Origin of the sequence: Hyphomicrobium methylovorum, from assembly GCF_013626205.1 — a bacterium.
GTDB lineage: Bacteria > Pseudomonadota > Alphaproteobacteria > Rhizobiales > Hyphomicrobiaceae > Hyphomicrobium_B > Hyphomicrobium_B methylovorum.
Genome location: NZ_QHJE01000001.1, coordinates 1,414,521 through 1,434,422, shown reverse-complemented (window position 1 = coordinate 1,434,422; position 19,902 = coordinate 1,414,521). Strand labels below are relative to the sequence as shown.

Annotated in this window: 17 protein-coding genes; 9 read left to right on the top strand and 8 right to left on the bottom strand. The window is 59.9% G+C overall.

All coding sequences use genetic code 11. From position 1 onward, the window contains the following. Window positions 1–252: 252 nt before the first annotated feature. Complete coding sequence (locus DLM45_RS07015) at window positions 253–1,359, bottom strand: fatty acid desaturase (protein WP_181336457.1); 1,107 nt, start codon at window positions 1,357–1,359, stop codon at window positions 253–255. Between the two features lie 227 nt (window positions 1,360–1,586). Then, window positions 1,587–2,894, bottom strand: coding sequence for a DUF2541 family protein (locus DLM45_RS07010; protein WP_181336456.1), 1,308 nt, complete (start codon window positions 2,892–2,894; stop codon window positions 1,587–1,589). A gap of 366 nt (window positions 2,895–3,260) precedes the next feature. On the opposite strand from DLM45_RS07010, the gene DLM45_RS07005 reads away from it, so the two are divergent. Continuing rightward, complete coding sequence (locus DLM45_RS07005; protein WP_181336455.1) at window positions 3,261–4,091, top strand: polysaccharide lyase; 831 nt, start codon at window positions 3,261–3,263, stop codon at window positions 4,089–4,091. A 251-nt stretch (window positions 4,092–4,342) separates the two neighbouring features. Here the strand turns inward: DLM45_RS07005 and DLM45_RS07000 are convergent, their stop codons facing one another. From DLM45_RS07000 to DLM45_RS06985, 4 genes are all read right to left on the bottom strand, one after another. Continuing rightward, window positions 4,343–5,548, bottom strand: coding sequence for a thermonuclease family protein (locus tag DLM45_RS07000; protein WP_246317200.1), 1,206 nt, complete (start codon window positions 5,546–5,548; stop codon window positions 4,343–4,345). Window positions 5,549–5,656: 108 nt separating this feature from the next. Next, the gene (cydB, locus tag DLM45_RS06995) at window positions 5,657–6,676 is read right to left on the bottom strand and encodes a cytochrome d ubiquinol oxidase subunit II (RefSeq protein ID WP_181336454.1); all 1,020 of its coding nucleotides are present in this window, start codon (window positions 6,674–6,676) and stop codon (window positions 5,657–5,659) included. Window positions 6,677–6,681: 5 nt separating this feature from the next. Beyond that, entirely contained in the window at window positions 6,682–8,091 is a 1,410-nt protein-coding gene (locus DLM45_RS06990) for a cytochrome ubiquinol oxidase subunit I (protein WP_181336453.1), read from the bottom strand. A 97-nt stretch (window positions 8,092–8,188) separates the two neighbouring features. Continuing rightward, the gene (locus DLM45_RS06985) at window positions 8,189–10,510 is read right to left on the bottom strand and encodes a serine/threonine-protein kinase (RefSeq protein WP_181336452.1); all 2,322 of its coding nucleotides are present in this window, start codon (window positions 10,508–10,510) and stop codon (window positions 8,189–8,191) included. A gap of 236 nt (window positions 10,511–10,746) precedes the next feature. On the opposite strand from DLM45_RS06985, the gene DLM45_RS06980 reads away from it, so the two are divergent. The 3 genes from DLM45_RS06980 (at window position 10,747) to DLM45_RS06970 (ending at window position 13,079) form a co-directional block, all read left to right on the top strand. After that, the gene (locus DLM45_RS06980; RefSeq protein ID WP_181336451.1) at window positions 10,747–11,397 is read left to right on the top strand and encodes an FHA domain-containing protein; all 651 of its coding nucleotides are present in this window, start codon (window positions 10,747–10,749) and stop codon (window positions 11,395–11,397) included. A 103-nt stretch (window positions 11,398–11,500) separates the two neighbouring features. Further along, a complete protein-coding gene (locus DLM45_RS06975; protein ID WP_181336450.1) occupies window positions 11,501–12,280 on the top strand; it encodes an FHA domain-containing protein in 780 nt (259 codons plus the stop codon). A 7-nt stretch (window positions 12,281–12,287) separates the two neighbouring features. Continuing rightward, window positions 12,288–13,079, top strand: coding sequence for a PP2C family protein-serine/threonine phosphatase (locus DLM45_RS06970; protein ID WP_181336449.1), 792 nt, complete (start codon window positions 12,288–12,290; stop codon window positions 13,077–13,079). Between the two features lie 87 nt (window positions 13,080–13,166). Here the strand turns inward: DLM45_RS06970 and DLM45_RS06965 are convergent, their stop codons facing one another. Then, window positions 13,167–13,361 (bottom strand): hypothetical protein, encoded by a 195-nt coding sequence (locus tag DLM45_RS06965; RefSeq protein ID WP_181336448.1) that lies wholly within the window; start codon window positions 13,359–13,361, stop codon window positions 13,167–13,169. 202 nt (window positions 13,362–13,563) lie between these two features. Continuing rightward, on the bottom strand, window positions 13,564–14,268 hold the full coding sequence (locus DLM45_RS06960; RefSeq protein WP_181336447.1) for a hypothetical protein: 705 nt from the start codon (window positions 14,266–14,268) through the stop codon (window positions 13,564–13,566). Window positions 14,269–14,464: 196 nt separating this feature from the next. Between DLM45_RS06960 and DLM45_RS06955 the strand changes: the two genes are divergently transcribed. The 5 genes from DLM45_RS06955 (at window position 14,465) to DLM45_RS06935 (ending at window position 19,889) form a co-directional block, all read left to right on the top strand. Further along, entirely contained in the window at window positions 14,465–14,935 is a 471-nt protein-coding gene (locus DLM45_RS06955; protein WP_181336446.1) for a DUF6790 family protein, read from the top strand. A 164-nt stretch (window positions 14,936–15,099) separates the two neighbouring features. Then, window positions 15,100–16,776, top strand: a complete 1,677-nt coding sequence (locus DLM45_RS06950; protein ID WP_181336445.1) for a formate--tetrahydrofolate ligase — start codon at window positions 15,100–15,102, stop codon at window positions 16,774–16,776. Window positions 16,777–16,932: 156 nt separating this feature from the next. Further along, complete coding sequence (locus tag DLM45_RS06945; RefSeq protein WP_181336444.1) at window positions 16,933–17,661, top strand: proteasome-type protease; 729 nt, start codon at window positions 16,933–16,935, stop codon at window positions 17,659–17,661. Between the two features lie 264 nt (window positions 17,662–17,925). Further along, window positions 17,926–18,969: a class 1 fructose-bisphosphatase gene (locus DLM45_RS06940; RefSeq protein WP_181336443.1), complete on the top strand. Its 1,044-nt coding sequence runs from the start codon at window positions 17,926–17,928 to the stop codon at window positions 18,967–18,969. A gap of 44 nt (window positions 18,970–19,013) precedes the next feature. Beyond that, window positions 19,014–19,889: a phosphoribulokinase gene (locus DLM45_RS06935; protein ID WP_181336442.1), complete on the top strand. Its 876-nt coding sequence runs from the start codon at window positions 19,014–19,016 to the stop codon at window positions 19,887–19,889. Window positions 19,890–19,902: the final 13 nt, after the last annotated feature.

Below are 19,902 nucleotides of genomic sequence, written 5' to 3'. Positions count from 1 at the left end.
TCACGCGCTGCGCGGAACCGGATTCGGTTCCCGCAACGCATTCGCTTTTCAGATTTAGATTTGGGACACGTGAGAACTCACGCGTCTGTCGGCGCGCGCACTTCGCAGGTCATGAAGATGACTGAGCGCAAGGCGCTCGCGAAAGCACGATATGCGCGAGCATACATCGACACCCACTGCTGTAATTTTGAGAAAACGCGGGCGTCGGTGAGTATGCCCGAAGCCCTGATCGTTGGAATTATTCCGCTGGCGTCACGCTCGCGTGGGGAGCTCATCAAACCCGATAAGCCTGCGGGAGTCTTCATCCCAAAGTTTCAGTCGCGCACATTTGATGCTGTCCATCAGCGTCATTCGGTTGATCGCCTTGAGTTCCGGGCTGGCGTTTAGGCACGCATGCAGCCGGTAATTCGGGATCATGCTGTTGAGATGATGGATGTGGTGCAAGCCGATGTTGCCGGTGAACCAGTTCAGGATGTTGGGCAGCTTGTAATAGGAAGAACCGAGCAACGCCGCGACTTGGAAATCCCAGCCATCGGCCTGATCCCACGTAGTCTCTTCGAACTGATGCTGAATAAAGAACAGCCAGCCGCCAGCCGCTGACGCAATGTGCAGAACCGGCAGACCAACCCAAAGCACGTTGCTCAATCCGAAAAAGTAGACGAGCGGCGCGTAAAAGACGGCCAGTCCGATATTCAACCCAAGGACGCTGCGCCATGTTTCACGCGCCGAAAGAGCGTGCATCCACGGGGTGCGCTGCAGGATGACGAAATAAACCGGAACGCCAAAGCCAAATAGAAAGAGCGGGTTGCGGTAAAGTTTGTAGCGCAGCTTCTCGAGCTTCGAGAACTGCATGTATTCGCGAACCGTGGCCGTATCGATGTCGCCTGCACCGCGACGATCGAGGTTGCCTGAACTCGCATGATGATGCGCATGCTCGCGACGCCAAACGCCATACGGCGCCATCGTCAGCACGCTCATGCAGCGGCCGACGAAATCGTTGAGCTTTCGCGAATTGAAGAAAGATCCGTGTCCGCAGTCGTGCTGAATGATGAATGCGCGGACGAGCAGTCCCGCAGCGGGCAGCGCCAGCAGCAATGTCGCCCAGTATGCGTGCTCGACGGTCGCAAACATGCCGCCAACCACCAGCACGAGTGGAACGAGCGTCGACAGGAGTTGCTGCACTGCAAGACGGGGAATAGCGCCGCGATATTTCTGGCAGTGCGCTGCCAGACGGCGCACACGCTGCTTCTGCGTTTCCGGCATCGCTTCAGGCGCAATGCCCGTCGCCAACAGCGCTTCGCGCGCGCGTAAATCTACGCGACCGTCCGCTTGCAGCGGCTGTTTGAGACTGAGGTTCAAGGCGTCACTCCCCTAGAGCATATTATCGATGCCGAACTGGTGTCGGCTAGCATATTTGCCCAGTTGTCCGATATGGCATCGATATCAGAATATACGTACGCAGCATGGGTTTCTGTAGAAAACCGGCACGTGCGACAGGAACACGTGCACCTCTTGTCGGCATGAAAAAGGAGCCGGCACTGCCGGCCCCTTCAATGGTCCTGTTTATGTCGATTGTATGGATGGCCTCACTCGTGCTGCCCCCAAATTTCGACGATTGCCGCCCCTTTGCCTCGAGCCGAGGAATCGAAGAAGCGTGAGCGGTACCGAGCTTCGATATGATCGATCGCCTGCCGCCTGCGGCCTTTCAGATCGATCGGACCATAGCTGCCGCCTGCATCGACCTTCGTCCGCACGGGAACCGTCTCATCGGTGCCATCGGCATAGATGATCTTGACTTCGTTCAAGGTGATTGCGCGGTCGCGAACCGTGACGCGGAGACGCCTGAATCCACCCTGGTTGCTCGCGACAGGAATGATGTCCTTGTCGAAGCCCACAAAGCCTGCGGTCTGGGCGCCGAGCAGCAGCCAGCCCTGGTTATACTTGCGACCTTCGCCGCTCGAACCCAACCAGTTCGGCGCATAACGGCCGAAGACTTCGATCCGGGCCTGCCCGTTGAAATTCGGACGCGACCGGTAGACGAGCTGGATTTCCTTGATGAAGCGATCCCCACGGAGATCGATCCAGTTCGTGCGCGAGTTCTTCGGAATGTCGGCATTGACGGCGAGCGTATCGCTTTCGCCGTTGTTATAGACGACCTTCATTTCGGTGATGTGGATGTCGTTATCGAGAACGCGCAAGCGGATCTTCGCAAACTTGCCCACTTCGTTGCCGACGCGGATCACGTCGCGGTCCGTCAGGAAGCCGACATTCTGCGCACCGAACAGAACATCGCCGCCAGCGGTCGCCTGTCCCGGCGTCGCCTTCGTGGCAACCGGAACCGTCGGCCTTACAGTAAGATCGCTGGATTCCGTTCTCTCAGGGCGCCGACGCGACGGCCGATCCGGCTCTGACGACGCAACGTCGCGATCCGAGCGGTCCATACGCCGGCCTTCGCGATCCTGAATACCGATGATCTGCAAGCGGCCACGGCCATAGCCTGGTTCCTGCGTGATGTTGATCTGATCGATGAACCGGCTTTCGTAGGTCGGATTGATCGGTCGGCTGCGCTCGCCGCGATACATATCGATCTGCCGGTCTTCGTCGTGCACGGAACCATCGCTATAGACGATCTGTACGCGCTGAAGATCGAAGAGCTTGCCCATCGCGTTTCTGACGCGGATGCCTTTGTAGGCGCCCTTCGCCTGCCGAACGTCGATCGTGTAGCGCTCGAGTCCGAGATCCACGTCCGTTTCAGCAATGACGATCAACTGGTCGCCATAGGTCTGATGATGGTGGTGATGGTGCCGATGCCATTTGCGGTGCCGCGCCTCAGCGCTGGACATCAAGCTCATGGCCATTACGGCACAGAGGCCCAGTACCAGTCCTCGAAACATAACATACCCCTCTGGTTACTAACGCCCGTGCCCCAAGACGGCCGCATTTTAGCGGGCATGCGCACAAAAGGGAGCGGGGAGAAGCTGATTCCACAGGACGCGGAGCGTTCGGATAAAATCATGGTGTGAATCTGCAACACAAACGCAGGCCACCGGCCCGGAAATCCGGGCATCGCAAGAGCCGCGGACGACAATCCGGAAAAATTGTTCAGCAGGCTTCGCTTAGCGCCACGGGCTCAATTGGCGCAGAGCCCTGCCCGATCCCGGATCGGAAACGATGCCTAAACGATGTTGCAGGTAGTATGCAGCTTACGAAGGGGGTCGGCGCGCCACCCGGCGCGGTCGTTCCGAGGATTGCGATAGCCCATGCGTTACAATTCGACCGGGAGCATGCTTTTCAATGCCTCCGGGGTTGCCGTGCTTCTGATGGTTGTCGGGTATATCGGCTCTGGCTTCTTCAGCCACGAGCACGTTGAGCCGTGCAGCGGACGCTACCCCGCAGGCAAGCAATTCGCCCTGGACAATGAACGCGGTCAAATCCTGACCCCGATGGAGATTCAGGCGCGCGTCGGATCGCGGGAATGGGGATTGCTGGAAAATGCGGTCGTCGTTGGCGTCGACGGCAAGGGGCAGGATGCCAGCTTGAAGATCGTGCTTGAGCCGGTTGACGATGAGAACAATCCAGGACGCAACGGCGCAGGCTTCCTTTGGCAAACGCCGGAACTCACCGAGGCAAAATCGGTCTGTCTGTCCTATCGCGCGCGGCTCTCGCAGGATTTCGATTTCGAGCACGCGGGCCGGTTACCCGGCATTTACACGGCATTGACCCCGTCGGATCTGGACGGCGCATTACCGGGTGACAGCTTCATTGTCCGTCCCACCTGGCTTGGTCTCGGCGCCGTCGGCGTCGAGGTCCGCACGAGCGAAGGCGCAAGCTGGTCCGAATCCAAAAACACTTGGCCGCGCGACCGCTGGGTGAGGATTGAGGAGGAAGTCATCCTCAACTCAGCCGGGAAAAATAATGGGCTCGTCCGCCTGTGGGCCGACGGTCAGATGCTGGCGCAACGCGGCGATCTCGTTCTTTGGAACGAAGAGCGGCGGGGCTTTAGCGGCGTCGTTTCCGATGTCGGATACGCAAAAGCCAGCGGCTCTTCGGAGGTTCAGATCACTCCGTTCGTCGTGCAATGGCACAAATAAGAGATATCTCAGCGCCTTATGGCGGTGTGGCTTGTATGTCGATCAAACAGTAAAACCGTCACAGATTGACAAAAAACGTCGAATCAGAATCGGCGCGATCTTGTTCTGCCGCAATCTATCGATATATTGCGTGATGGAGCGTTTGCGCTGTCCCCATTCCCCCAATGAGGCGCCAACATCCTCCAGTCGGCCCATGGTCTCCCCCGATCGTGGGCTTTTTTTTTGCCCGCATTCCCGGAGAAGGCGCAGGTCTAGGAACGGCTTGAGGACGTGAAGCCAGCCGCCTTGGCCTCGTCTTCGCTGCAGAACCAGCGTTCGCCCCGATCCGTCCGAACCCTCGCGCGGTTGTATTCAGGTGCCCAGGGGAGCGCGTAAATCTTCGTCGAAGACCGCACAAAGCCTTTGATCGGACAGCCATCCGGCGCTGCCTGCTTGGCGTCTTCCCACGCCTGATCGCGCCACTCCTGCGGACGCTGCACGTTGCCTTGCCAAATTCCCGCCTTGGCGACGCGCGCTTCTTTCTCTTCGGCGCTCAACGAATTGAAGAACGATCCCACTGCAAACACATACCCGTGACGCACGGCCTCGGTCGCGACATCGGTATCGCCGCCGATGGTGCATCGTGCCAGAACGCGGCCATCAGCATCCTGACCGGACGGCGTGCAGGTCACGGCCTTGCGTCGCACGAGCCGAGAAAGGCCCATCCGCGCGGCTCTGGCGCAGTCCCATTTCTTGCCGTTCGCGCGGTAGCAGGGCTGCCCCGTCTCAGGCGCTTCAATTCCTTCGAGGCGCACCAGCGCACCGTCGACCCGCAGCACCTCGCCGTTGACGGCGAAGCTCGAGCCGGAAATCTCCGTCGCGACCGTCACGGAACCGGTGCTTACACCGCTGGACATATCCGCGAGGTTCAGTCCATCGGCGCTGCGCAGGATTGGTCCGCCGAAATAAATCAGGCCGAGCGCGGCCAACCCCAGAACCACATACTGCGGATTGAAGGGGATACGGCGCGCAAAGTCGGGCATCGAAGGCATCGCGGGCATGCGCGCTGACCACTGCGGCGTCTTCAGTCCCACGCCCTTCAATTTTGACGCCGCCGCTTCGCCCTTGGCACGCAGGAAGCGCGTCAACGGCGCGAACACAGCGCCGAATGCGTCCGCGATCACCGAGCCGATGAATTTGAACCAGCGCCCTGAAACGTAGAAAATTGCGACTGCGAGATCGAGCAGCACGTTGCCGAGGAAGGCAAAAAACCGGGAAATGTGTGATCCAGCAAACGAAACGCCGGCGCGCCCCGCTTCCGCTCCAGCATCGGCCGCATGTTTGACCTTGTCGACGGCCGCCGCGCGCGCATCCTCGATCCGGCGTTGACGGTCGGCACGGCGCACAAGCACCGTGGTCCGCACGTATTCACGCCATTCGAAGCCTTCGCTGCGCCTGCGCCAGCCGAACAATGTCATCTCCCCGCGATTCGCCAGCGAACCTTTGGAAGGAATGATGGCGGAGCTTTGTCGTAACACAGGCGCTCCGCCCGCAATGGCGCTAATCCCCAGAAATGCGAGCGCGCGTCAGTGATACCCTTCGCTCTCGCGGACTTTGCCGCGGAACGTCCAGTACACGAAGACCGTGTAGCCGAGAATGATCGGCAGCAGCACCAGCGTTCCAACGAGCAGGAAAAGCTGAGACGAAGGCGCCGCCGCGGCTTCCCAGACGGTCATCGAGTTGGGAACGAGATAGGGCACATTGGAAATCAACAGGCCGACGAAGCCCAGCAGAAAAATCCCAACGGCGGAAACGAAGGCCTCGCCGTCGTTCCCGATATTTTCGATCCCGTTCCAGCAGCGCCACGCGGCGTAGGCCGTGAGCAGCGGAACGGGCGCAAACAGAAGAATGTTCGGCCATTCGAACCAGCGCTCAGCGATGCGCGGAACAGAGAACGGCGTCCAGAGACTGACGACGACCGTCGCAGCGACCAGCAAAAGCAGCGCAACCTTCGCAGTGTTGCGCGCCCAGTCCTGCAGATCGCCGTCGGTTTTATAGATGAGCCAAGTGGTGCCAAGCAGGCCGTAGCCAGCGACAAGGGCTGCGCCGCAGAACAGCGAGAACGGCGTGAGCCAGTCGAACGTCCCGCCAGCGTAGTGATTGCCCTCGACCGCGAGACCCTGCAGCAATCCGCCAAGCACGACGCCCTGAGTAAACGTTGCGACCAGAGCGCCCCACGAAAATGCGAGATCCCAAAACTGGTGCTTCGGTTTGGAGACCCAGCGGAATTCGAACGCCACGCCGCGAAAAACCAACGCCAGCAGCATGATGATGATCGGAATGTAGAGCCCCGACATGATGACGCCGTAGGCCTTCGGGAACGCAGCCATAAGCCCGCCGCCACCCATGACGAGCCACGTCTGATTGCCGTCCCAGAAGGGCGCGATGGTGTTCATCATCACGTCACGACGGTCTTCTCTCGGCTCCGCATGAAAGAGGATGCCGAGGCCCAATCCGAACCCGTCGAGAACGACGTAGAGCGTCACGGCGGTTGCGAGAACGGCAGCCCAGATCAATGGCAGGGCATATGCGAGTGAGTCATCCATTCGCCCTACTCCTTCGATTCAAGAGCGCTGCGCGTTGCTTCTCGCGCCACCGAAAGCGGCCGCGCTCCAGCAGATTCATTGCCATCTGCATGCGGTGAGACAGCCGCGCCCTGAGGCCCCTTCGCGATCAGCTTGTTGATGTACAAGATGCCCATCGAAAAGACGCTCGTGTAAATCAGTACGAACAGAATGAGTGTCGTCAGCACCGCGCCGAATGCCACCGGCGAAACGGCGTCTGCTGTTCGCAGGATGCCATAGACGAGATACGGTTGCCGTCCCGTCTCCGTAACCCACCAGCCCGCAACAATGGCGATGAACCCAAGCGGCCAAGCGTACGCAACGGGTTTCAAGAACCACGTTGATTCGAACAGGCGTTTGCGCCACCAAAGGAACGCGCCAACGACGCCGATGCCGATCATCAAAAGTCCGATGCCGACCATCACCCGGAACGCAAAGAAGACGGGTAGAAGCGGCGGCCGTTCATCAGCCGGAAAATCCTTCAGGCCTTTGAAAAGTCCATCCGGGTCATGCTTGATGATGACGCTTGCGAGACGCGGAATGGAAATCTCGAAATGGTTCTTCTCCGCCTTGGCGTCCGGCCAGGCAAATAGAATGAGATCGGCAGGCTTGCTGCCATCCCAATGGGCTTCCATCGCCGCAACCTTCACCGGCTGATGCTCAGCGGTGTTGAGGCCGTGCGCGTCGCCGATGACGAGCTGCAGCGGTGCGAGGATCGCAACCATGCCAAGGCCCATGCGGATCATCGTCTTGGCTTCTTCGAGAAAGCGGCCGGCAACGATATAGCGCGCGCCAACAGCCAGCACGACAAGCGAGGTCGTCAGGTAAGCGGCCGTGAACATATGCGCGAAGCGATAGGGGAAACTGGGATTGAAGATGACTTTGAACCAGTCGATCGGCACAGCGATGCCGTCCCGCATTTCGAATCCGGCCGGGGTCTGCATCCAGCTGTTCGCGGATAGAATCCAGAATGCCGACATCGACGTTCCAACCGCTACGAGAACGGCCGAAGCAACGTGCAGGTTTGGCGAGACGCGATCCCAGCCAAAAAGCATGATGCCGAGGAATGTCGCTTCGAGAAAGAACGCGGTCAGCACTTCATAGCCCATCAGCGGGCCGACGATGTTACCGGCTACGACCGAGAAATTCGCCCAGTTGGTGCCGATCTGATAGGACAGCACGATCCCCGACACGACGCCCATCGCGAAAGAGACGGCAAAGATTTTCGTCCAGAACCGCGCAAGACGCCGCAGGTGTTCTTGACCATTCATTCGCCAGCGAACGAGCAGCGTGGCGATGAATGCCGCGAGCCCGATCGATAGGCTGGGAAAAATAATGTGAAACGTAATGGTAAAGGCGAACTGTATCCGAGCCAACAGGACAGCATCGACGTCCATTTGCGAACCCCTTTAGGCGGCTCCAATTTTTACCAGGGCATCATGCAGCTACAGTGAATTGACGTCGAGGCTACACAGCACCGCTGTGACATTGCCATCAATTGCTTTGCGCGACCAGCGCGTCGGGCAGCGTCCAGAAGCGGAGAACACCGTCGCGTCCACCCGTTAAGAGAGTGTGTCCGTCATTGGTGAATGCGATGGATTCCGCGCCAACATTGGTACCGGGCAGCTTGATGACTGTGCGCGGACGTTTCAGGCTCCTCAGTCGCACGAGCCCGTCTTCTGAAGCTGACGCCAGCAAATCCTGCGGCGCCGAGAACGCAACCGCCGTCACCGAACCGGGATGCCGGTCAAGCTGACGCTGGGTGCGGTTGTTTGCCGTCGAGAGCATCTTCACCGCGCCGTCGAGAGCGCCGCTCGCGATGCTGCCGCCATCGCCAGAGAATGCCAGCGCCGAAATGAAATCGGCATTGCTGCGATAGACACGCCGCACGTCGCGGGTTTCGAGATTCCAGAGCCGGACAATCCGGTCAGCGCCGCCTGAAGCGAGCCATTGTCCGGAGGGATCGGAGGCCAGCGCTTGTACGGCATTCTCGCTGCCTTCGAGAACGGCAGCAGGCGCGCTCTCCGATGACGTCTCCCAAAGTGTGATCGCCCAATCGTGTCCCGCCGCGGCCACGCGATCCTCCGATCCCGCAAAGACGACGGACCAGATGCGAGCGTCATTGCGCTTGAAGTGAAAGAGCCGCCGCTTGCTGTCGAGGTCGTAAATCGCGACCGCACCGTTCGCATGTCCCGTCGCGACGCGGTTGTTGCGCACGGCAATCGCCGTTGCGGGGCCGTCATCGAGCGCAATCGTGCCCGTTGGCTGCTGCGAGGCGAACGACCAGACCCGAAGCTCCGGCGTCTTCGCACCGGTTATGATGTGCCGCCCGTCGCCGCTGATCGCGAGATGCACGATGGCGGTGTCGTGCGCTTTGATTTCCGCCGCCTGCCGCAGCAGCAAGTCAGACGAGGGCGCAGCGGGAAGCGCACCCGTTGTTATGTTCGACTGCTGCACCAAAAGAAGCTGCGGCAGTCGATCGTGGAAGGCAAAGCCGAATGCGGCGAGACCGGCCGCGATGATCAGCTTCGATTTGAGGCCACGAGTCAGCGGTCGGGATGCAACGTCAGGCTTTGGCCGTGCTCGGGATTTCGAGCGCTTTTCAGCAGCGGGGCGCGGTGGCGGCGGCAAGGGCGCACGCTTCTCGGCAGCTTTCTTTTCGGCCTTCGGCTTGTCCGCCTTTTCGGCGCGCGCCTTTTCCGAAGCTGCTGGCTTTTTGGCAATCGGCGGCGCGGGCGGCGGATTGGCGACCGCAGCGGCAGGCGATTTCAGCGAGTCGACAAAATCGAGCAGGCCACCCTTAGGGCCGGGCGCGTCAGGCGGTGGCGGCACCGCGGTATTGACGATGGCTTCGGCCGCGCGCTGCTCTTCATCCTTGCGACGGCGGACTTCGGTCTTGTCCTTGAAGCGCTGAAAAATTCCGGGTCTCTCGGGCTCCGGTGCCATCAACGCACCGCGCCACGCTGCAACCGACTTCGGCCGGCCATCCACGGCCAGCGTCAGTCCCTGCTGCAGAGCTTCGAGGAACGTGCTGCGATAGCCGCCGAGTGCGGCTTCGCGCACCGGCACCATCTCGTCTTTCAGCATGCGCGAAGGTGAGTCCGGCGGCCGCTTCCCGGTAACGGCATGATAGAGCGTCGCCGCGAAAGCGTAGATGTCCGTCCAGGGTCCTTGCTGACGGCTCGTCTCAGCGTATTGCTCGTAAGGGCTATAGCCGGGCTTCACCAGCGCCGAGACCGTCTTGGTCTTTGAGTGAGCGGCGATATCGCTGCGCGCGGCACCAAAGTCGATCAGCACCGGATCGCCATTGCTGCGAATGATGATGTTGTCCGGCGCGATGTCCCTATGCAGGAAGTCGGCCTTGTGGATCACCTCGAGCGCGTCGAGAAGTGGCGCAACGATCTGATCGAGTTCTTTCTGCCGTGGCGCGCGGCCAAGTTCCTTCAGCCACGTCTTGAGGCTTTTGCCCTCTTCGAAGCGAAGCACCATGTAGGCGGTGTTGTTCGCCCGGAAGATGCGGAACACCTTCACGATGTTGTGGTGATCGAACTTCGCAAGAGTCTGGGCTTCCTCGATGAACCGGTCGAGGCCCCAATTATAATCGCTCGTGCTTCCGGCCGACCGAGGCGTCGCCTCCAGGTCTTTGGTCCGCGAAGCAAAATCGCTTGGAAAATACTCCTTGATGCTGACTTGGCGCGTCAGCTCGGGCTCTTCCGCAAGATACGTGACACCAAATCCGCCAGCACCAAGCACGCGCACGATTTTGTAATCGCCCGCGAGTTCCGTGCCGTCAGGTAAGGCGACAAGTTGACTCATGATCTCATGCGCGGCAATCGCGCTTGTGGTTGTGTTTCTGAATTGGCGTGCCGAAATCTGTCCGAACCGCCAAGTCGATCATCCCTTGTCTCTGCTTCGCACCCATGACGCAAGAATGTGGCGCATCGACGGGCAATGAACACTGGATGAATAATTCCCCGCGCGTGTCGCTTTATGGCCATCTTGCCGCCGCCATAGGGATGCCAAATTCGCGTCAAGCGATTTGGGCGGCGACCATGGGTCAGGAACTTTTGCGTAAAGTGACGACTTTGCTCGCTCTAGCGACGGCCTTTTGCTGTTTGACGACGCTCGCCGGCTGGGCCTACGCGGTAACGCTTTCCGGCAACGCGGCGCAAAACGCTCCTTCCACAGGTTTTTCGGCACAGATGGTATCGGACGCCTATCGCGTGGCGCCCGCGCTTGTGCTCGGTCTGGCTCTTGCGCTCAGTTTGCCGCTCATCGCGTTGATCTCACGGATAATCCAGTTCACGTCTCGCGCGGAAGATGCAACGCGCCGGTTCCGCCCAAGCCCTGACGACACGTTTGCGGCGGAGCTGCCAGCCGACGCCGCGCCTGTATCGATGCGCCTTCCGTTCGTAGAGATAGACACCGGAGGCGCCGGACTTCGCTGCGAAATCGCTGGCGATATGCTGCGCATCGGACGCGAACCGGACAATGATATTCGCATCTCGAACGCGGCCGTCCACCGCTATCACGCCGCAATTCATCGCGAAGATTACAACGACTGGCACATCACTGATTTGTCGGGCATCGAAGGACATGGTTTGATCGTCAACGGACGGCAGTGCTGCGAAGCGCGCCTCAATGACGGCGATCTCATTCAGCTCGGCCCCGGCCGGCTGAGATTTCACGACGGCCACGTCTAGGCCAGAGTGCAATGGTGGCGTCCGGCCACGCTTTTGTTCCTGCGTTAAAACCAATAACCGCGCGGCTGAGGCCGCGCATTGAAATCGACGAGGAGACACAAGCATGACGGTCGAGCGGGGCGACACGACGGAAGGGCACGAGGCAAAGCCTGTGAAAGCGCATAAATTTCTCGGTTCCCTTCGCGATGCCCTCATGGCGGCCGGTCGTGACGACACCCTCGCGCCCGTGGCCGTAGCAGCTGCGCCCGCTGGCTCCGCTCCGGAAAGCGCCAGCGCAGATCTTCCCGCGCCCGCCGATAAACCGCGCAGCCTCAGCGCCGAGGAAGCGGCGCGTCTTGCGCGCACCGAACCGACGGAACCGCCACCGTTGCCGGTCATTGCCGCCGCGAGCGATTCCGATCATCCGCCGACAACCCGCGTGGTCCGCCACGAAAAACCAGCGAAAGCGCCCGTGGAAGAAGAAACCGCGCCGCGCACCGTCCTCGTCCGGGGGCGCCAGCCCATCGTCCGCGGCACGTTCGAGCGTGATCCGGTGGTCGGCTTCCTGATTATTGTCGGTGGGCCGGGCCTTGGCTCCTACCGGCCGATTTTCGAGGGAAACAACACCGTCGGACGCTCCGCCGACAATCGCATCCCCCTCGATTTCGGCGATGACGCGATCTCGAACGAAGCCCAAGCCTATCTGCGCTACGATTCGAGCGATCGGTCTTTCCTCTTTGTGCCAAATCTTGCTAAGACCAACGTCGTCTCGGTCAACGACAAGAGACCGGCGGGCCCTGTGCCGCTGCAGCCCATGGACGTGATCACGCTCGGGCGAACCCAAGTCGCCTTTTTGCCGTTCTGCGGCAGTGAGTTTGACTGGTCCGAGATTTCCGACGCCTAAGGATCGAATGCCGCCGTTCGAGCATGCAATCGCCGCGACGCGCGGAGCCAGAGATTACCAGGAAGACTCTGCCGCTTTCTGGCCAGAGGGCGGTCAAACCGTTTCTTTGGCGAGCGAAGCGGCTGCACATGATCTCGGCGGGTTTGCCGTTCTTGCAGACGGCATGGGCGGTCACGCAGGTGGCGCGCTCGCGAGCCGGACGGCATGCGAAAAGTTTCTAGCCGCGGTCGGCTCGGGAACGGCAGGATCGACAACCGATCGCCTGATCTCCGCGCTTCGCGCGGCCAACGCAGCCATCGCCGCGAAGATCAAGGAAAACCCGTTGCTGTCAGGCATGGGTTCGACGCTGATCGGCACGGCATTCAACCGTTCAGGCATTGAGTGGGTCAGCGTCGGAGACAGTCCGCTGTTCCTCTTCCGGCGTGGCGAAGTTGCAGTCTTGAACGAAGACCATTCGCTTGCCCCGGAACTCGATCGTCTTGTCGCCGAAGGCAAACTCACGGCGAATGAAGCCCGCCGCGATCCGCGCCGCCACATGCTGCGATCCGCCGTCACCGGAGAAGACATCGATTTGCTGGACGTCTCTCGCCGTCCTTTGACGCTCGAAGCCGGTGACTATGTCGTGCTGGCGAGTGACGGCATCGCGACGCTCGATACGGCGGAGATTGCGCGCATCATTCAAGGCTACGCGAACGATGGTGCTGCGGCCGTCGCGAAAGCGCTCATCCGCGCGGTTGAATCGATCCGCGAGCCCTATCAGGATAACGCCACGGTGCTCGTGGTGAGAGCGCTTCCCTAAACCCGCGCTACGCGCTTTGCGCAAAAAAAGAGGGGCAGTGCACGGCACCACCCCCTAGGGAACGTCTGGAAAGCGATGAGCAGAAACTTAACGCCACCAGCAATGGCGGTGGCCATGGCGAACAGCGCACTTGCGGTGCTTGTGATGACGGTGCCACGTCACGTTTGAAACGATGGTCGAGCTTTTCGCAGCGTGTACGCCCGAGACAGCAGTCGCATTCGCTGCGCCGGTGCAGCCGAATGCAAGCACCGCGAATGTTGCGGCGGCGAGTAACGTCTTCATAGTGCATCTCCTTGAGCCAGCCGAAAGCATCTGAGCGCCCGCGGCGATCTACTTCGCGTCGTCGACACATCGATCCGGCGATTGGCATGCCGTTCGGTGACGAATCTAACGACCGCCGCGAACCTATGCTGATGCGCGCGAGAAGCGGTACATACGGATTCGTAAAGTCGATCGGTGACGTGCGTTAACGAAGCAGCAAGATTCAGTGCGGCTCTTGGTTAGTGCTTTTCGCTGATTGTCCGCTTGTCGAATAGAGCGGCAGCGTCCCGACTTGAAATGCGCGGGCATCGTACTCGCGCAGGTCCATGTCGAAGGAAACTTCAGCAGGGCCGCGAACGCCAAAGCGATCGAGAAATCCAAACCCTTCCGATGTGGCTTCGTCGAGTATCAGCCGGAAATGATAAGTGCCCGGCTCACGGATAAGCTGATCCGGCTTTTCTTCAGGTCCCTTCGTATAGAAGAGAATAGTTTCTGTTCGGCTTGCTTTGCCCGCGAGAGGCATAGGCGCGAAGGGCTCGTAACTAAGATTGCGCGTCTTCTCCATCGACCAGCGCCCGAAGTCAGCGGCGTAGAAATTTTTCTTCTCTTTGGTCTTGGTGTTCGTCGCTTCGAGCCGCATCGAAAGCACCGTTCCCGTTCGGCCGCCGTCATTGAGGATCGTCACTGGAACCTGAATGACTTCGAAGTTCGTGTTGTTATAGGGCGATGTGTAGTGAATGACGGGCGGCACGAAAACTTCGAGCGCGGGCGCCTTGAGCGAGCTTTCCCATAAGCTGTAACCCGAGAAGAGAAGCGCCAGCGCCGAGATCAGAATCGTGAATACGCCGTCGCCGCGATGAGCAACTGTTTCGATCGCGACATCCGACGGCTCGTTGCCGATACTCGATCGCGCATGAAGTCTGGCCATGACTGTGGTTCCCCGTGCTGTCCGCCCCGCCGCGGAAGCAAGCAGTCGGCCGCGCGGCGGTCAAGCGATTGCAGCGCGGCAATTGCGGACAGGGGGAGGGTGCATCCCATACGCAGCATTGGAGAGAACACGGAGCTCTGCTAATCCTGCGCGCGCCGCCAAATATGGTCATGAGACTCATATCGGAGGAAGTCGCATGCATCTGCTGATCGTCCTGCTCTTTATGGTGCTCTTCCCCATCGCGTCCGTTTTTATCGAGTCCATATATTTCGCCAATGGTGCCAGCCTCCTGGCATTGATCGGAAAGTGGTTCGTATTCTGGGGCGTGGGCCTGCGCCTCATGTTGGCGGCGGTGAGCCAGATCGCTCAACCCTCGTTCACCGCTCAGACGATCTTCCGCATTCAAGACCCGGCCGCGCTTGTGGTTATTCGCGAACTAGGGTTCGCAAACTTCGCAATCGGGTCGCTCGGCTTGCTGTCGATCGTGCAACCGGGATGGACTTTGCCTGCCGCGATCGCCGGTGCCATTTTCTACGGCTTGGCGGGAGCCAATCACACGTTAAGACCGGAGCGCACGGCTTCGGAGAACGTTGCAATGATTTCCGATCTGTACATATTCGCGGTATTGGCGATTTATAGCGCCGCTGCCATTCTGGGAGCCGCCTAGCGAGGCTGAAGAACACCAAATTGCGCTGGGCCAGCGGCCAGTTATCCGCTGACGGTATATTATAGTCGCAGGCGCTTGGCGCGCGCCTCGCGAAAGTACAATATCCCGCGCTGACCAAAAATTGGATCCCAACTCAAGCTAAAAATATCCGGGAGGAAGTACTCGTGGCCGTCAAGTCCGACATTGAGATTGCGCGCGAAGCGAAAACCAAGCCGATAACGGAGGTCGCTGCCAAAATCGGCGTTCCCGCAGAAGCGCTCGTTCCTTTCGGCTGGACGAAGGCGAAGGTGTCCTTCGACTATATTAACCAGCTCGAAGGCAACAAAGACGGCAAGCTGATCCTGGTGACGGCGATCAGCCCGACGCCCGCGGGCGAAGGCAAGACCACGACCACGGTCGGCCTCGGCGATGGCCTGAACCGCATCGGCAAGAAGGCGATCATGGCTCTGCGTGAGCCCTCGCTCGGACCGTGCTTCGGCATGAAGGGCGGCGCGGCAGGTGGCGGTTACGCCCAGGTCGTACCGATGGAAGATATCAATCTTCACTTCACCGGCGATTTCCACGCGATCACCAGCGCCCACAACCTGCTGAGCGCGTTGATCGACAACCACATCTATTGGGGCAACGCCCTCGGCATCGATTCTCGCCGCGTGACCTGGAAGCGCGTCCTCGACATGAACGACCGCGCGCTGCGCTCGATCGTCAATTCGCTCGGCGGCGTTGCGAACGGTTACCCGCGCGAAAGCGGTTTCGACATCACGGTCGCTTCGGAAGTTATGGCTATCCTTTGCCTGTCGAAGGATCTGAAAGACCTCGAGAACCGTCTCGGCAACATCGTCGTCGCTTACACGCGCGATAAGAAGCCGATCCGCGCACGCGACCTCAAGGCCGACGGCGCAATGACCGTTCTGTTGAAGGACGCGCTGCAGCCGAACCTGGTGCAGACGCTCGAAAACAATCCGGCGTTCATCCACGGCGGTCCGTTCGCAAACATCGCGCACGGTTGCAACTCCGTTCTCGCAACGCGCACCGCGCTCAAGCTCGCCGACTACGTTGTGACGGAAGCGGGCTTCGGCGCTGACCTCGGCGCTGAGAAGTTCTTCGACATCAAGTGCCGGAAGGCGGGCATTGCGCCGTCCGCGGTTGTCATCGTTGCCACGGTCCGCGCACTGAAGATGCACGGTGGCGTCGCCAAGGAAGATCTGAAGAACGAGAACGCAGCGGCTGTTGCAGCCGGATGCGCCAACCTCTCGCGCCACATCGAGAACGTGAACAAGTTCGGCGTTCCGGCCGTTGTCGCGATCAACAAGTTCGTCACCGATACGGATGCTGAAGTCGCCGAAATCCAAAAGGCGGCTGAAAGTCTCGGCACCAAGGCGTTCCTTTGCACGCACTGGTCTGATGGCGGCAAGGGAACCGAGGATCTCGCTCACCACGTCGTCAAAGTGATCGATGAAAACAAGGCGGACTTCAAACCGCTGTACCCGGCTGAGATGAAGTTGCGTGACAAGGTGAAGACCATCGCGACGGAAATCTATCACGCCGCGGACATCGCCTGCGACGCAAGCGTCGAAGCGCAGTTCAAGGAATTCGAAGCTGCTGGCTTCGGGCACTTCCCTGTCTGCATGGCGAAGACGCAGTATTCGTTCTCGACCGATCCGACGAAGCGCGGCGCGCCGACCGGCCATATCGTGCCGATCCGTGAGTTGCGGCTTGCAGCGGGTGCGGAGTTCATCGTCGTCGTGACCGGTGAAATCATGACGATGCCGGGCCTGCCGAAAGTGCCGTCCGCGGACACGATCCGTCTCGACGAAAACGGCAACATCCAGGGCCTGTTCTAAGCTTACGCGCGGCGCTGGATGGTCGTCCGGCGCCGCGCGATTGCTCCGGGATGCGCGGTTGAGGCGCGCATCCATTCTTGCTGCGATCCTCTGCCTTGCGCGATTTCGTTTGAGCGGCCGCCACGCGGCCTCGCGACGACCACCGGAAATAAACGAATGACCTACGCCGTGGCACTTCGGCTGGACCGGGGGCTGGTTTTCGCCGCCGACACGCGCACCAACGCGGGCCTCGACAACATCGCGCAATATCGCAAACTTCAGACTTGGCGACAGCCGGGAGATCGCCTGCTCGTTCTTATGAGCGCCGGCAATCTCGCCGTAACGCAGTCCGTCCTCAGCCTTCTCAATGAAGCGGCGTCGGACGACGATGAGCGACCGACGCTTTTCAACGCCACGAACATGTATCGCGCGACCCGCATCGTGGGTGACGCCGTTCGGGAAGCGCGCCGCATCGATGGCGAAGCTCTCAAAGCCAGCAGAATAAATTTCAACAGCCACTTCATCTTCGGCGGGCAGATCAAGGACGAGCGTCCTCGCCTGTTCCAGATCTATCCCGAAGGAAACTTCATAGAAGCGGGAGACGACACCCCGTTCTTCCAAATCGGCGAGCATAAGTACGGCAAGCCCATTTTGGACCGAGTCGCGCGCCGCGATATGAGCCTTGGTGAGGCCGTGAAGCTTCTGCTGCTATCGTTCGACTCGACGCTGCGCTCGAACCTCTCGGTCGGCACACCGCTCGATCTCGTCATCTATGAAGCGGGCTCGCTCGATCTGACGCGCGAAGTGCGCATTGAGGCCGAGGACCCATATTTCCGCAAGTTGTCAGCGGATTGGTCAGAGGCGCTGCGCCATGCCTTTTCGACAATCGACGACTACGGCGACTGATGCGTAGGCGGCATTTCGCCTGCGGCCGAGCGGCGAGCTGCGTCCATTCTTGCTGACGTGCTTAACAGCTTTCAGCCGCCTAAAAGCCGGTCGCAGCGGTACGGTCAGCAATCACGCGCCTCTCCGCGCCTTGGCAGGGCGGCCGAATATCGCACTGCGACTTGCCTATGCACGGTCGAGTGAGCCGGTCTATCTCGCTTCTTATTAGGAACTAGGATTAGATAGAATCCGGACAGTTCTACCCGCGGCAACTGGAAGGGATGGATGGGTTTCTCAACTCTACAAGACTATCTCACGGACTGGACACTTGAGGGCCGAACACGCCGTCAGGTTTCGGATACGATCCTGGCGCTAGCCGAAGCCAGCATGCTGCTGTCCGAAGTGGCGGGACGTGGCGCGCTCGGCGGCCAGCTCAGCCGTGTTGTCAACAATGCAGGCGAGTTCGACGAGCAGAAGGAAATTGACCTTCTCGCCAATCGAATGATCGTCGATGCATTGCAGTCAGCTCCGGTCGCCGCCATTGCCTCTGAAGAAGCTGAAGAACCGATCGCGCTGAAGCCCGATGCGCCGCTGCTCGTCGCCACCGATCCGCTCGACGGCTCATCGAACGTCGAAGCGAACGTCTCTTACGGAACGATCTTTTCGATCCTGCCTCGTCATCCCTCGTCGACTGGTGAAGCAGCGTTCCTGCGTCCGGGCTCGCATCAGCTCGCCGCTGGCTTCGTGCTCTATGGCCCGCAAACGGTTTTCGTTCTGACAGTCGGCGTCGGTACGCACGTCTTCACTCTCGATCGAGAAGCGAAGGTGTATCGGATGACGGCGCGCGGCCTCGACGTGCCATCGGAAACCGCCGAATATGCGATCAACACGTCGAACGCCCGCCATTGGGACGAGCCCATCCGCATTTACATCCACGATTGCGAGAACGGCGCCAACGGGCCGCGCGGACATGATTTCAATATGCGTTGGACCGGATCGCCGGTCGCCGACATCTATCGCATTCTCACTCGCGGCGGCATCTATCTCTATCCGGGAGACAGCCGGAAAGGTTTCCAGCAAGGGCGCATCCGGCTGATCTATGAAGCCAGTCCGCTCAGCTGGCTGATTGAGCAGGCGGGCGGTCACGCAACCACCGGCCGCGAACGCATTCTGGACGTCATCCCCTCGACGCTCCATCAACGCACGCCGCTCATCTGCGGTTCGCGCAACGAAGTTGATCGCGTGATGCGCATCTACAGCGGGCACGAGTTCAAAAGCGACCACTCACCACTGTTCGGTCGCCGCGGACTGTTTCGGGCTCTGCCATGAGCCTCCGCAATCGTCTCCACCCAACCATGGTTTGAATCCCGCAGATGTCGATCAAGCATCCCATCATTTCTGTCACCGGTTCCTCGGGCGCTGGCACGTCGTCCGTCAGGCAGACGTTCGAGCAGATTTTCCGCCGTGAGCATGTTCGCGCCGCGTTCGTGCAGGGCGACGCATTTCATCGCTTCGATCGCAGCGATATGGAAAAGGCGATGAAGGCCGCCGCAAAGCGCGGCAACCCCAACTTCAGTCACTTCGGTATCGAAGCGAATCTCCTCGGAGATCTCGAAAAGCTGTTCTGCACCTACGGCGAGACGGGCCAGGGTAAGACGCGACTCTACATCCATGATGCCGCGGAACAGAAAGCCACAGGCACTCCGATAGGGTCCTTCACGCCTTGGACAGACATCGAGCCGGACACCGACCTGATGTTTTACGAAGGCCTGCACGGCGCGGTGAAGACCGATCACGTCGATCTCGCCCAACATGCGGATTTGAAAATTGGTGTGGTTCCGGTCATCAATCTGGAGTGGATACAGAAAATCCAGCGCGATCGAACCGAGCGCGGCTACACCACTGAAGAGGTCACGCAGGCGATCCTGCGGCGCATGCCGGACTATGTGAAATACATCTGCCCGCAGTTCGCGCAAACGGACATCAATTTCCAGCGCATCCCGACCGTCGACACGTCGGATCCCTTCATCGCACGCTGGATTCCGACGCCGGACGAATCCATGGTTATCATCCGTTTCAAAGAACCGCGTGGAATTGACTTTGCCTACCTTTTGTCGATGCTGCACGATAGTTTTATGTCGCGTGCAAACTCAATCGTCATTCCGGGGAGCAAGCTCGACCTCGCGATGCAGCTGATCTTGACGCCGCTCATCCTGCAGCTTGTTGAGCGACGTCGCCGCGTTCTTTGAAATCGCTTCGAGC

Excerpts from the sequence above, each read along its gene's own strand:
- DLM45_RS07010 (WP_181336456.1), bottom strand. The coding sequence starts at position 2,894 with ATGTTTCGAGGACTGGTACTGGGCCTCTGTGCCGTAATGGCCATGAGC.
- DLM45_RS07005 (WP_181336455.1), top strand. The coding sequence starts at position 3,261 with ATGCGTTACAATTCGACCGGGAGCATGCTTTTCAATGCCTCCGGGGTT.
- DLM45_RS07000 (WP_246317200.1), bottom strand. The coding sequence starts at position 5,548 with ATGACATTGTTCGGCTGGCGCAGGCGCAGCGAAGGCTTCGAATGGCGT.
- cydB (WP_181336454.1), bottom strand. The coding sequence starts at position 6,676 with ATGGATGACTCACTCGCATATGCCCTGCCATTGATCTGGGCTGCCGTT.
- DLM45_RS06990 (WP_181336453.1), bottom strand. The coding sequence starts at position 8,091 with ATGGACGTCGATGCTGTCCTGTTGGCTCGGATACAGTTCGCCTTTACC.
- DLM45_RS06985 (WP_181336452.1), bottom strand. The coding sequence starts at position 10,510 with ATGAGTCAACTTGTCGCCTTACCTGACGGCACGGAACTCGCGGGCGAT.
- DLM45_RS06980 (WP_181336451.1), top strand. The coding sequence starts at position 10,747 with ATGGGTCAGGAACTTTTGCGTAAAGTGACGACTTTGCTCGCTCTAGCG.
- DLM45_RS06975 (WP_181336450.1), top strand. The coding sequence starts at position 11,501 with ATGACGGTCGAGCGGGGCGACACGACGGAAGGGCACGAGGCAAAGCCT.
- DLM45_RS06970 (WP_181336449.1), top strand. The coding sequence starts at position 12,288 with ATGCCGCCGTTCGAGCATGCAATCGCCGCGACGCGCGGAGCCAGAGAT.
- DLM45_RS06965 (WP_181336448.1), bottom strand. The coding sequence starts at position 13,361 with ATGAAGACGTTACTCGCCGCCGCAACATTCGCGGTGCTTGCATTCGGC.
- DLM45_RS06960 (WP_181336447.1), bottom strand. The coding sequence starts at position 14,268 with ATGGCCAGACTTCATGCGCGATCGAGTATCGGCAACGAGCCGTCGGAT.
- DLM45_RS06955 (WP_181336446.1), top strand. The coding sequence starts at position 14,465 with ATGCATCTGCTGATCGTCCTGCTCTTTATGGTGCTCTTCCCCATCGCG.
- DLM45_RS06945 (WP_181336444.1), top strand. The coding sequence starts at position 16,933 with ATGACCTACGCCGTGGCACTTCGGCTGGACCGGGGGCTGGTTTTCGCC.
- DLM45_RS06940 (WP_181336443.1), top strand. The coding sequence starts at position 17,926 with ATGGGTTTCTCAACTCTACAAGACTATCTCACGGACTGGACACTTGAG.
- DLM45_RS06935 (WP_181336442.1), top strand. The coding sequence starts at position 19,014 with ATGTCGATCAAGCATCCCATCATTTCTGTCACCGGTTCCTCGGGCGCT.